Genomic DNA, 12,294 nt, shown 5'->3' on the forward strand with positions numbered 1-12,294 from the left:
ACGGATGTAATCGAATTGGGGATGAACTCAGGGTTGGTGATGGTGCAACATCATCAACCTTCTTTTTTGTGGGAGTTTGGTTAAATCATAGAAGTTGTCCGGGTTTAGGGTGGTTAGTTAGGTTTGTAAGCATTTGTATTCCTTTCAATATCAATTACATCCTCTGCCGGTGACGACCATCTTCCCGTCTATCACCTCGAAGTTCGCTTCGATGCCCTTGCAGATAAGGTCCATCTTTTCATAGAGACTCTCCGTCGTGAAAGAGGCTGTCAACAGGCACTCGCCGAACAAACGGTGGTCATATACGATATCGATCCCGTAGGTCTCTTCGATATTGCTCAGCAATTGCGACACCGGCATGTCCTGGAACTTCAGCAGCGGCGCTGGTAACACCGCCGACGCCAGGATTTCCGGCTCATCGACCAAACCTTTGTGAATCTGGGTCTGCTCACGTGAAAAAAGCACTTTCTGGTTCGGCGTAATGATCGTCCCCGCGAGTTCCGGACTGGCTATCCCTTCGCATACCTCGGTATCGGTACGCGGGAAAACGGATACTTTACCGGTTTTCACACATACTTCCACCTGTTTCGCGTCTTCGAATGCCTTGACCATGAAACTAGTCCCCAAAACCTTGGTAACCAACTCGTTGGAATACACCACAAACGGGCGCTGGCGGTTTTTGGTAACGGTAAAAAATGCCTGCCCCGAGAGGTACACTTCCCGCAATGTGCTGCTGACGAAGTCCTTACGATAGCTCACGCTGCTTTTTGGTTGCAGGAGAATCGTGCTGGTATCCGGCAAAGTAAGCAGGATGGGCGCCGTCGTGGTGTTCTTCTGCTCCATCAGCGGCTCCTCCACGGCCGTCAACAACTCCTCGTAACTCACATGGTTGTCGTGCCGGTTGGGCTGCCTTGCCCAGCCAATCACCAGCAATACCACCGCAGCGGCCGAAAGCGACGCACCCAATCGTAGCCAGAGCCCCCGCATGGGCCCGCGACTTGCCGAATCTTTCCGGTTATGGATTTCGTCAAGCATCGCGGCCACCTGCCCGTCGGTCGGGAAATCCGCTTCCATTTCAGCGCGAATCCCCAGCAACACCGACCTTGCACCGGCAATGGCTTCGGCCTTTTCAGGATGTGTGAGTAAAAAGTTATTCCAAAAATCACAAGTCTCCTGAGACGGGGTCAGTACCCAGGATTTGAAATATTGATCTTCCAGGAAATCAGTTACTTCGTAATGATAGTAACCCATCAGTATGAATATTTGATGAAAAATTTGACATGGTGCTCATTAAGGAAGAGCAACCGGAAAGGCGGTTTAACTCACTTTTCTCAAATTATTTTAGAAGAAAAAAAAATAATCCGGAAGTAAGAAGCGAAATGGTGAGCTGACGGAGCTTGGAAACAGCACGTTGCACGAGGTTTCGGACCGACTGCTCGTTGATGGTAAGTATTTGAGATATCTGGGAATAGCTGAAATCCTGATAGAACCGCAACATCATCACCTCGTACTGCCGCCCGGGGAGGCTTTTCAGCCAGGTGTCGAGTTCGTCTTTTTGCTTCTGGCTTTGTTCGGATTCGATGATCTCGCTTTCCTTCGGAAGCGAAACCGGGTGAAACTCCTCGTCGATCAGGTCCCAGGGTTCATTGAAACGGCCATTGCAATTCCGGTGAATACGTCGCCTCAACGAACGAAAAAGGTAAAACCGGGGAGATTCGGCGTCGGCCAAGCGGGAGCGGCTTTGCCAGAGGTCGATAAACAGATCCTGGACCAGGTCCTCCACTATCGCTTCGTCCGTGATCAGCTTCTTTCCGTAACTATAAAGCACCCTCACATACCGCTGATATAGTAAAGTGAATGCCTCCTCGTCTCCCAGCCGGAAGCGTTGCCAGAGTATTCTATCATCGGTATCGGTAAAAGGAGAAGCCAAATAGTCAGGTTTTTGCTTTCATCAAAAATACTAAAAAATGTTCAAATAGAACAATTTCAACAAACATTCCCTTCGAATATTCGCATTTTCATGTCCTATATTGACATGTTTAATACTGCGTAAACTACTGGCTACATAGCAATTAGCCCGACCTGTACCGGGCAAGTCTGCCTTGCATTATGGAAAGGTCATGAAGCCATACGGCTGTCGATCAGCTGGGAGAAGTCCCTCCGCAGCTCCTCAATGTCCGGGCTTTTTTTCATAAAACCGGAAGCGCCCAGTTCCATGCATCTCGTCACGATTTCCTTCTGATCCGAAGTCGAATACATATATACCGGCGTTTTCAACAGCCTGGGATTCTGCTTCAACTCCACGAGCAGCTCCATACCGTTCATTTTGGGCATATTGATATCGATAAAGATCAGGTGGGGCTCATAGCTGCCCCTGCCCAGTTTTTCCAGCGCCTGGATACCGTCGCATGCAAACTCGCATTCCACGTCCGCGCCAGTATCCTGCATCGTGAGCAGGAAAATCTCCTGATCGTCGACGTCGTCGTCCACCAGCAGAATCAAAATGTTTCGTGGTATCATTATTTTACAAGTAAATGCCAACGACCGCCCTAGCCGCGCCGCCATCATGCTGCGGCCACTCCTCCGGCTGATACGTCAACTGCAAAATTCATTCCATGATGATCGATCGGTAAACAATGGACCGTCGGCGATAATATATCCGAGGTATTTTGTAGAATTTCTTCAAAAACACCCACTTAAAAAGTAGAATTAATTAACTTTTCGGTATACTTGCGGCTACAACATTTAGCCAACACTATTTCAATGAAGAAAAATCTCCTCCATTTGTGGCTGTTCATGCTCATGGCAGCTGTGTCTTTCTCGTGCAGCGACGACGACGACAAAACCCCTGACACCATCAAACTCGAAGACTCCTGGAAAGAAGGCTGGTCTTCGCAAAAAGTACTCGACATCACCAAAGGCCAACGCCCGGCCCCCTCGGTTTACCTCGATCAGAAGTATATCGATTTCCATCTGGCGCAGTTCAACGGCGGTGCCACCTATCTCGTCGCTAAATCGGCATTGGACAAATACGGCCGCGACACGCTTGGCTACCCCGACAATACGCAGTTCGTGATGACAAAATCTGAAATGGACGCCATGCTGACCAAAACCGGCAAGGATATCAGCAAAATCGAAACAGAACTGGGTATACCGGCCGGCAGCTGGAAGGGACAGGAAATGGTCCGGATATCGATCCCCGATCCCAAGGCATTGAACGTTCGCGTTCCGTCGGGCAACGAAATGGGTGCCAACAGTTTGTGGCTACCCGGCGGACACCTGCCTACGGGCTATTCCGAGGCGGTCGTCAACAAGATCCCGAAGGGAAAATACACGGAAACACCACTATAACCATGAAAACAAGGCAGCACGTTGGGCGACGTGCTGTCCTTTCTTTTTTGACGTATATTTAGCCCCGCATAACGCTTTTTTACATGAAAGAAATTGCCAAGGAAGCCTGGAACTACACTTTTTCAGAACAGCACCCCGGAGAATACATCCTCTCGGTGGTGTGCGGAGGAGCGGGTTTGTATGACTTTGCCATCCGCCTCACCGCCACACAGATCGCCGACTACGAGCTCGAGGGTATTCCTTACATTTCCAGGCTCGCCGAACAGGTGCGGTACGACCAGACTCCTTTCAACGGGCAAAAGGCCTGACTACCTGCTTCTTTTTCACAGCTGATTAACAGACTCTTAAAGACCTAACCGGGCCTTTTTATTTTTTCCCGTGCAACGTTTCGGGAACTCGGTCGTCATTGCATTGCATTCGCACCGGTGTCCGGCGGTCCGGCGATCCGGCGATCCGGCGGTCCGGCGCTACGGCGGTGCAGATCGAACAGTCGTTAATTAGCCATGTATGAAAACACCCCTACTCACCCTGGCCATGCTGGCCCTCACCCTGAATTTCGTTTCCGCGCAGCACGTACGTATTTCCGGCCTGCTAATGGACTCGACGGCCAGTAAGCCCGTCGAATTTGCCACTGTGGCATTGCTGAAAGACGGAAAAATCACCGAAGGCGCGACGGCCGATGCCAAAGGCCGGTTTACATTCGCCAAAGTGGCGCCGGGCGTCTACATCGTCCAGGCTTCATTGATGGGCTACACGACCAAAACATTCGGCCCGGTGTATGCCGATAAGGAAGATATCGAAATAGGCGTCATCAAGCTGGTACCCGCCGCACAAAACCTGAAAGAAGTGACGGTCAGCGAGCAGAAGGCACTCTTCGAAGAGCGTTCGGACAGAATGGTCTACAATGCCGAAAAGGATATTAGCATCAAAGGAGGTGACGCTACGGATGTTTTGAAAAAAATCCCGTCCATTGCGGTAGACATCGAAGGCAATGTACAACTACGCGGCAGTGCAAATATTAAGGTACTTATCAACAACAAACCTTCCAATGTCGTTGCACGCAGCGTTTCCGAGGCGTTGAAGCAAATCCCGGCCGATATTATCAAGCAGGTGGAGGTAATCACCTCTCCTTCTGCCAAATACGACGCCGAAGGATCGGCGGGCATCATCAATATTATCACCAAAAAGAATACGCTGAAAGGTACCAACGGCTCCGTCAGCCCCAACTTCGGCCAATGGAATAACTGGCCGAATGCCAGCATCAGCCACCGCAACAAAGGCCTGACCCTCTCGGCGAACGGCGGGTTCAGCAACTGGAAAAACAAACGGTACATGCAGCAACTGCGCACATTTACCAATGCCGACACCATCACCAACCAGGACCAGCTGCAATGGATCCGCGGCCGGGGTAAAAACGTCTACGGATCCTTTAATGCCGACTGGGACATCGACTCGCTCAATCGTGTCGGCACCGGGATCAACTACTACAATGGCATCAACACCAACTGGTTCGACATTACTTTCGACGAAACCAGTATGGGCGTTTCCCGCCAGTATTTCCAGCGCGATATGCGTCGGACTTACGATTGGCAGGGCGCCACGGTCAACTTCGACTACACCCGTTTGTTCAAAAAACCTAAAAAGGAACTCACATTGCTCATGATGTACTCCTTTGAGGGTGAAGACAGTGACTACGACTCCGACCTCAAAAACCGCAGCAACTCCGTCTACTACCGCGAAAAGAGCTACAACATCAGTAATAATAAGGAAGGGACCATCCAGCTGGATTTCACCAATCCGATCGACAGCATCAGCACATTCGAAACGGGTACCAAAACGATTTTCCGCAAAATCCTGAGCGATTACCGCATATCCAGCGCCATCGACGGTTCCAACAATTTCCACGATGTGCCGGAGCAAGCCAATGTGTTCGATTATGCTCAGCAGGTCACCTCGGCTTACCTGGTTTACAACCGCACGCCAAAGAATAGATGGGGCATCAACCTCGGTGCACGTTACGAACATACATTTATACAGGCCAACTTCCTGAATGGCACCGCTTCTTTCTCCAACAACTATGGCAACCTTATCCCGAGCGTGAGCCTGTCGCGGAGCCTTAAAAAGAACCAGCAGGTGCGCGTGAGCTACACCCAGCGCATTCAGCGCCCGCAGTTCTACTACCTCAATCCCTACGTCAACCAGGCCGATTCCAAAAACCAGTACGGCGGCAACCCGTATCTGAAACCCGAGCTGACGCATTCAGTAGAAGCGAATTACAGCGTGTCTATCAAACAGACGAGCATTAACGCATCGTTTTTCCTGCGCCAGACCAACAATGCCATCGAGAGCATCAGCAGCGTCGACAGCTCGGGCGTTCTGAAACAGATTTTCCAGAACGTAGCCCAAAACTCCGCATATGGCCTCAACCTGAGTGCCAATACTAAAATCATGAAGCAGTGGTCGGTCAACGGCTCGCTCAATCTTTTCTATAATGTACTGGAAAGCGCCGAGCTCAAAACCCGCAATGCCGACTGGATGTACCGCATCAACCTGAACTCGACCATTGATTTCGGCAAAGGCATTAAAGCACAGCTTTTCGGGTTTTACAACTCGCCGCGCGTGAACCTTCAGGGCAGTTACGGTGGCTTCGGGTTCTATAATATTGTACTGCAAAAAGAAGTGCTGAAAAAGAAGGGAACGATCGGGTTTGGCTACGACAACCCGTTCAATCAGCGGATACGCTGGAAAAACGATTTCGTCGGCCCGAATTTCGTGCAAACGCAGGATGTTGCGATGTACCGCCGCGGCTGGCGGCTCAACCTGAAATATGAATTCGGACAGGTTTCGGGTAACCAGCGTCAGAAAAAACGGATCAGCAATGATGACAAGAAGTCTGGTGAGGGAAACAATTAAGGTTCAAGAACATCACTAAATCGGACGGAATGGGGTAAAGCCCGGATTTTGAAAAAAAATCCGGGTATTTTTTTGGAAACCGTATGGTTTCATTTACATTTGGAAACCATACGGTTTCCATTTTATTTTTCACCCATATGAACCAGACGCGGCGCGATGTTTTTCAGGCTATTTCAGACCCTACCCGGCGGGAGATCATCGGTTTGCTGGCACGGCGTTCGCTCAACCTGAACAAAGTCGCCGATCATTTTACCATGAGCAGGCCCGCCGTCGCGAAACATATCCGCATCCTGACGGAATGCGGACTGGTGGTAGTGCAAACCCGGGGCCGCGAAACCTTCTGCCAGGCCGACCTGAAAGGCCTCAAACAGGTTTCCGATTGGGCCAATACCTATCAGGAGTTCTGGAACGACAAGCTGGACGCGCTCGAACGCTTCCTGGACGAGGACCCTTGCGATGAAAATCTTTAAATTTTAACCCATAACAACAATGGCTTTTGAACCTTTTGTTTTAGAAAGAGTCCTGAATGCGCCGCCTGCGCGCGTATGGAAAGCCCTGACCGATGCCGGCCAGATGAAAAAATGGTATTTCGATATTCCGGATTTCAAAGCCGAGCCGGGCTTCGAGTTTGAGTTTACCGCCGGAAGCAAAGACAGGCAATACCGCCATCTCTGCAAGGTCACAGAAGCTGATCCAAACCGGAAACTCGCCTACTCGTGGCGCTATGCCGATTACCCCGGCGATTCCGAGGTAAGTTTCGAGCTGATTCCCGAAGGCGACAAAACCCGCCTTCGCCTGACCCACAAGGGCTTGCACACCTTCCCGAAAGACCACGCCGATTTCGGACTGGAGAGCTTCTCCGCAGGCTGGACGCACATTATCGGCAAAAGTCTGGCGGAATTTGTGGAGCAGGAAGGTTAAGGAATGACCTTTTCGGCACGCAACTGATCGAATATGCGGTAGAACATCTGTTCGGTATCCGCATATTCGTGAAAACCCAGCCGCCTGGCCTTCGACCCGTCTGCGAGAAAATCGTAGTCCCAGGAGAATACAAAATCACCGAATGGCCAGGCGGATAATGCTTCATAACCGTATTGCAAGCCGTATCGCTCGCGAAGTGCCTCCCACACGGGTGCCTTGTCGCGCATCACCTCCGCGAGCGGGAGCTGCACGGGCGGCGCGGTTTCAAGCCCGAAATAACGCCCGATTTTCGGCCACATTTCCTCCCACCGGAACAGATCCCCGTTATTGATATTGAATGCCTGATTAGCCGCACCCGGCGTGGTAGCAGCCCACACGGTTGCTTTGGCGAGCAGGTCGGCGTCGGTCAGCTCGATCAGCGGATGGTAGGCCCCGGGTTTGCCGGGGAACCGGAACGGAATATTCAATTCCTTGCAAATGGACGCATAAACCGCGATAAGCGACAGCAGATTGAGCGGATTACCAGGAGCAAAACCACCCACTACCGACGGCCTGATCGCCGACCAGTTCCACTGCTTGCCTCGTTGCACCGTGGTAATATACCGCTGCTGCTCCGTCATAAATTCGGGAAGCATAATGGGCGGATCGTCCTCTCGTGCGGGTGTCCTGAATGGCCCCAGATGTGCACCGTAAACCTTATAGCCCTGCATAAAACTGATATGTTCGAGCTTCGGGGACACTTTTTCCATTGCTTCCACCACATTGCGGAGCATCGTCATATTAGGTGGCACCAGTTCGGCCCAGGTCGGTTTGTCCTGGTAAGCGGTGTAAAAAACGTGCGTGACATTACTCAGCATCGCGAATCGGGTAGCCACGTCTGCCTCGTCGAGCAAATCGACCACGATGGTTTCGATACCTCCGGGCAGCGGCTTTCTCGAAGTGCCGATCACCTTCCAGTCGGGCAGCGATTGCAGATAGGCCGTCAAATTCTTGCCGATTACTCCGCTCGCTCCTACTACCAGTGCAGTTTTCAGATTTTCCATGAGATCAGGCCTTGTCAAGGGGGTGTGTCAAATAAATCTGCGGATTCGCTTCCAGCTTTTCGAGCGATGCCACAAATGCCTGGATGTACGGTTGCGCATTATGAGCATCCAGCCCTTCGCGGCTTTCCCATATTTCCTGAAAGACAAACACATTGGAATTATTATCGTCCTGATACAGATCGTATTGTAAACAAGCCGGCTCCTTTCTCGATTCGGTTACCATGTTCAACAGCGTCGCGCGGACCTCGTCCCGGTGCGCTGTTTTGCTTTCAATGACGGCGGTAAGGTAGATAGCCATGTTTATGCTGCGGTTTCGATTTCCAGATTATTGAACACCCCGGCCAAATGCGCCAGGTACTGATTTTTGTAATCCTGGATCCGCTCCGGCGTCGCATTCTTTTCGAGGTCATGGAAATGCATACTTTGCAACGGCTCCATACCCGTAAATGCATTCATGCGGTGGAACCCGAACATCACACCCTGGTCGACTGAATGTTCCCGAAAGAACTCGCCGGGCAACGTAAATGCCGTTTCAGGGGCGTTCCAGGTAGTAGTGAGCATGTACTTCCGGCCGTGCAACATACCCCCTGTACCGTAATTGACGGCCGGGTTCTCGGTTTTGCGACCATCACTCCGATAAATGCCTTTGCGGTGCCCCGCAGTGAATACCGTGTCGATATATTCTTTCAGTTTGTAAGGCATTGAAAACCACCATACCGGCGTGTGGTACACCACCACATCGGCCCATACGAACTTCTTCACTTCCTCGTCCGGGTCGTAGGGCTGGTTAATATCCGTTACTTGCAGCTCAAAGCCGTTTTCTTCTGTAAAATAGGACTGATCCAACCCTGTCAGCGTGTGGTTGAATTTCCCTCCGGAATGCGCGAAATGCTGACCGCCGTTAATGACAAATATCTTTTTCATTGTGCTGTTTTGATTTTGATGTTACAAATTTCCGACAGCCAAATGCATTATCAAAATAACTTAAATTGTATATTTGTATTACAAAAATTATAGATAGATATGTTACTCAATCTGGAATGGCTCCGTACTTTTAAGGCGATCTACGAAACGGGAACGCTATCGGCCGCGGCCCAGGAGCTTTTTATATCACAGCCGGGCGTAAGCCTGCATTTAAATTCGCTGGAAGCCTACACAGGGCACAAACTGTTCGACCGGTCGCCGCGGAAAATGGTACCCACCGAGAAGGGCAAGGTGTTGTACAATTTCGTACTCGACCCGCTTCGGAAGCTGGAAGCCGTGGAGCAGCATTTTCATAAAAGCTCCAAATCCGAGCGGCCGACGATCAGCGTAGGAATGTGCTTTGAAACATTCCAATACACGCTGGAAGAGCACATTGCCTCGCTGCCGTTCAACCTCATCATCAAATTCGGGGAATACCCGCAAATGCAGCAGGACCTGGATAATGGCCTGCTCGACCTGATCGTGACACCGCAACAGGGCCAGCAGCAGAATTTGCAGTATAAACCGTTTTCCAAAGAAAGGATCGTGCTCATTGCGGGCGGTCAGACGGACACCGAACCGCTCATCGATCTGTTCGCGCAACCCAACAAGTCGGAAGCTGCCAACTGGCTCAAACAGCAGATCTGGTACAGTACCGCGGCGGATATGGAGCATTTGAAAAATTTCTGGCTCAAAAACTTCGATCAGCATCCCGATTTCCGTCCTAACTACATCGTACCCAACATTTGTTCGATCATCCGCTGCCTGAGCGACGGGGAAGGCTTTTCGATCGTCCCGCATTTCCTCTGCGTGGAAGCCATCGAAGCCGGACAGATTCAGCTCGTATGGGAGGGCAAAACGCCCCTGGAAAACACTTTGTATTTCGGTACACGGAAAAAGACCATTTATCAGAAAGAGATCGAGCAGTTGCAGGATTTGTTTGTGAGTAAATGGAAGGCGCCGGAAGTCGTGGCTTTACCGGCTTAATGAAGAGATTTCAGACCGCCGACGACCGACCGCCGACTAAAACAATGATCGGCGTTCGGTCGTCAGTGGTCGGCGGTCAACTTGCTAAATGGTCACACTTATCGTAACACGAATATTCCCCCGCGTTGCTTTGGAATAGGGACAAGTCTGGTGCGCCGCTTCAATCAAAGCGCGGGCGGTTTCTTTGTCGAGGCCTGGCAGGCTCACGTTCAAGCGCGCTTGCAGAAAATATTCCGCTTTGGTAAGGCCCAGGTCTACCTCGGCGTCAACGGCGGTACCTTCCGGCAATGCGACCTTCCTCTTCGCAGCAGCGATCCCTATCGCACCGATAAAACATGCCGACCAGCCGGCAGCAAAGAGTTGTTCGGGGTTGGTGCCAAAACCTTTGGAACCTGGCGACGACAATTGAATATCTAGCTTGCCGTCCGAGCTGCGTGAAGCGCCATCGCGGCCGCCTGAGGTGTGGGTTTTTCCTGTATAAAGTACTTTATCGATGGTGGTAGTACCTGCTGCTTGGGTGATTTCGATTGTTTCCATGATGTTGACCGGATCGCCGGTGCGGTTGTTTTTAAATTGATTTTTGTTACTTCAAATAGTTTGTAATCCTGTTCGAAACCGGCGTTGCCGCTGCGATTTCTGATACAAATAGACTACAATACCACCGCCTCCGACAGCCCAAAACAACCGGACTGGACATATTCGGGGGCGAAATAGACAGTCGTCGAGTTCGGTTGGAAATGGGGAATGGAGAAAGGGGACGAAGGGAGGATGGAAAAAGCAAGAAGGAACAGTAAGCGTAGAAGCGCTCGCGCAAATCTCCTGATTTGCACACACTATTCGTAGGCCTCCGGCCGGTCGTATCGGGCATAAGCGATATCGCAGTATTGACCGGCCGGAGGCCTGCGAATAGTCATTCACGAAGGTTCACCTTCGCGCCACGTTGCTGCATTTCGCTCCGCGGTCTGACCTCCCGGATCCTCCCTCCATCCACCCTAACCCGCTTCCTCCCTTTCACCCTTTCCTCCTTTCCTCCTTCCTTCCCTTCCTCCCGACCACACCCTACCATACCCGCCCTAACCCTGTCCACTTCACCCCCGAATCTGTCCAACTCGGCTTGATTCCGATTCTCCACGGCGGCGCTCTACCCTACTTTTGAGAAAAAACAAACGCAATGAACGCCCTGAAACATAACCGATACCGCAACGCCATCGCGCTTTTCGCAGGACTCCTTTTCACCAGTTTTGTCGTGCTGCAAGTCAACAGCCCGCGCATTGAAAACCCGCCGGTAACTTCCGAGTTTCACGGACCGGAAGAGGTAACCCGCATTCTGAAACGCTCCTGTTACGATTGCCACTCCAACGAAACCAACCTGCGCTGGTACGACAAAGTCGCACCCTTCTCTTACAAGGTCGCCGCCGACGTGGAGGAAGCCCGCAAACGGTTCAATTTTTCAGAGTGGGACAGTATTCCAAAGGCAGATCAGGAAGGCAAGCTCTGGTATATCGTCAATATGATCGACGCCGGACGGATGCCCCTGCCCGAGTACGCAGCCACCCACCCGAACGCCAAAGTGACGCCGGCCGAGCTCACGATCCTGAAAAACTACGTAACCAGCATCTCCCACAAGCATTATGCGGCTGGCGACACCGCCGCGATCGTCGGAAAACCCAAAGTGACGCACACCCCGACGTCCATCAACGGCATCCCGTATTTCGATGACTACAAAAACTGGAAGGTGATCAGCTCCACCGGCCGCCCCGACAATGGCACTTCCCGCATTATTTACGGTAATGATGTGGCTGTAAAAGCGCTGGAAGAAAACAACATTCTGCCATGGCCCGACGGCGCGGTGATCGTAAAAGTGGTTTGGAACAGCCAGGCGCCCGACGCCGACGGCAATGTAAAGCCCGGCAATTTCAACAACATCCAGATCATGGTCCGCGACGCCAAAAAGTTCGCCGCTACCGAGGGCTGGGGTTTCGCCCGGTTCAACGGCCTCGATTTAAAGCCCTATGGCAAGACCGCCTCGTTCGCGACGTCGTGCATCAATTGCCATCAATTAGCCAAAGGGACGGGGTTTGTGTTCGATATCCCGACGCGGGTTGTGAGGTGACAA

At 51.5% G+C, this 12,294-nt stretch carries 15 protein-coding genes; 7 read left to right on the forward strand and 8 right to left on the reverse strand.

Annotated elements, in window-relative coordinates; translation table 11 throughout:
• Window positions 1-150 precede the first annotated feature (150 nt).
• The 3 genes from J7619_RS11000 to J7619_RS11010 form a co-directional block, all read right to left on the reverse strand.
• Entirely contained in the window at window positions 151-1,251 is a 1,101-nt protein-coding gene (locus J7619_RS11000) for a FecR family protein (RefSeq protein WP_291197895.1), read from the reverse strand.
• Window positions 1,252-1,336: 85 nt separating this feature from the next.
• A complete protein-coding gene (locus tag J7619_RS11005) occupies window positions 1,337-1,930 on the reverse strand; it encodes an RNA polymerase sigma factor (protein ID WP_291197897.1) in 594 nt (197 codons plus the stop codon).
• Between the two features lie 188 nt (window positions 1,931-2,118).
• Window positions 2,119-2,520 (reverse strand): response regulator, encoded by a 402-nt coding sequence (locus J7619_RS11010; protein ID WP_291197899.1) that lies wholly within the window; start codon window positions 2,518-2,520, stop codon window positions 2,119-2,121.
• A 243-nt stretch (window positions 2,521-2,763) separates the two neighbouring features.
• On the opposite strand from J7619_RS11010, the gene J7619_RS11015 reads away from it, so the two are divergent.
• The 5 genes from J7619_RS11015 (at window position 2,764) to J7619_RS11035 (ending at window position 7,185) form a co-directional block, all read left to right on the forward strand.
• A complete protein-coding gene (locus tag J7619_RS11015) occupies window positions 2,764-3,351 on the forward strand; it encodes a hypothetical protein (protein ID WP_291197901.1) in 588 nt (195 codons plus the stop codon).
• Between the two features lie 83 nt (window positions 3,352-3,434).
• The gene (locus J7619_RS11020) at window positions 3,435-3,659 is read left to right on the forward strand and encodes a hypothetical protein (protein WP_291197903.1); all 225 of its coding nucleotides are present in this window, start codon (window positions 3,435-3,437) and stop codon (window positions 3,657-3,659) included.
• Between the two features lie 199 nt (window positions 3,660-3,858).
• The gene (locus J7619_RS11025; RefSeq protein ID WP_291197905.1) at window positions 3,859-6,264 is read left to right on the forward strand and encodes a TonB-dependent receptor domain-containing protein; all 2,406 of its coding nucleotides are present in this window, start codon (window positions 3,859-3,861) and stop codon (window positions 6,262-6,264) included.
• A 137-nt stretch (window positions 6,265-6,401) separates the two neighbouring features.
• Window positions 6,402-6,734: a helix-turn-helix transcriptional regulator gene (locus J7619_RS11030; RefSeq protein WP_291197907.1), complete on the forward strand. Its 333-nt coding sequence runs from the start codon at window positions 6,402-6,404 to the stop codon at window positions 6,732-6,734.
• 19 nt (window positions 6,735-6,753) lie between these two features.
• A complete protein-coding gene (locus tag J7619_RS11035) occupies window positions 6,754-7,185 on the forward strand; it encodes an SRPBCC domain-containing protein (RefSeq protein ID WP_291197909.1) in 432 nt (143 codons plus the stop codon).
• On the opposite strand, the gene J7619_RS11040 is transcribed toward J7619_RS11035, so the two are convergent.
• From J7619_RS11040 to J7619_RS11050, 3 genes are read right to left on the reverse strand one after another with little or no spacing between them, the layout of a single operon-like run.
• Entirely contained in the window at window positions 7,182-8,228 is a 1,047-nt protein-coding gene (locus J7619_RS11040; RefSeq protein ID WP_291197911.1) for an SDR family oxidoreductase, read from the reverse strand. The genes J7619_RS11035 and J7619_RS11040 overlap by 4 nt on opposite strands.
• A gap of 4 nt (window positions 8,229-8,232) precedes the next feature.
• Complete coding sequence (locus J7619_RS11045) at window positions 8,233-8,526, reverse strand: putative quinol monooxygenase (protein ID WP_291197913.1); 294 nt, start codon at window positions 8,524-8,526, stop codon at window positions 8,233-8,235.
• Window positions 8,527-8,528: 2 nt separating this feature from the next.
• Complete coding sequence (locus tag J7619_RS11050; RefSeq protein WP_291197915.1) at window positions 8,529-9,152, reverse strand: NAD(P)H-dependent oxidoreductase; 624 nt, start codon at window positions 9,150-9,152, stop codon at window positions 8,529-8,531.
• A 99-nt stretch (window positions 9,153-9,251) separates the two neighbouring features.
• On the opposite strand from J7619_RS11050, the gene J7619_RS11055 reads away from it, so the two are divergent.
• On the forward strand, window positions 9,252-10,178 hold the full coding sequence (locus tag J7619_RS11055; RefSeq protein WP_291197917.1) for a LysR family transcriptional regulator: 927 nt from the start codon (window positions 9,252-9,254) through the stop codon (window positions 10,176-10,178).
• Window positions 10,179-10,262: 84 nt separating this feature from the next.
• On the opposite strand, the gene J7619_RS11060 is transcribed toward J7619_RS11055, so the two are convergent.
• A complete protein-coding gene (locus J7619_RS11060) occupies window positions 10,263-10,715 on the reverse strand; it encodes an organic hydroperoxide resistance protein (RefSeq protein WP_291197919.1) in 453 nt (150 codons plus the stop codon).
• Between the two features lie 373 nt (window positions 10,716-11,088).
• Complete coding sequence (locus J7619_RS11065) at window positions 11,089-11,286, reverse strand: hypothetical protein (RefSeq protein ID WP_291197921.1); 198 nt, start codon at window positions 11,284-11,286, stop codon at window positions 11,089-11,091.
• A 63-nt stretch (window positions 11,287-11,349) separates the two neighbouring features.
• Between J7619_RS11065 and J7619_RS11070 the strand changes: the two genes are divergently transcribed.
• Window positions 11,350-12,291, forward strand: a complete 942-nt coding sequence (locus J7619_RS11070; protein ID WP_291197923.1) for a heme-binding domain-containing protein — start codon at window positions 11,350-11,352, stop codon at window positions 12,289-12,291.
• The last annotated feature ends 3 nt before the right edge of the window (window positions 12,292-12,294 follow it).

Origin of the sequence: Dyadobacter sp. (genome assembly GCF_017744695.1) — a bacterium.
Classification (GTDB): Bacteria; Bacteroidota; Bacteroidia; order Cytophagales; family Spirosomataceae; genus Dyadobacter.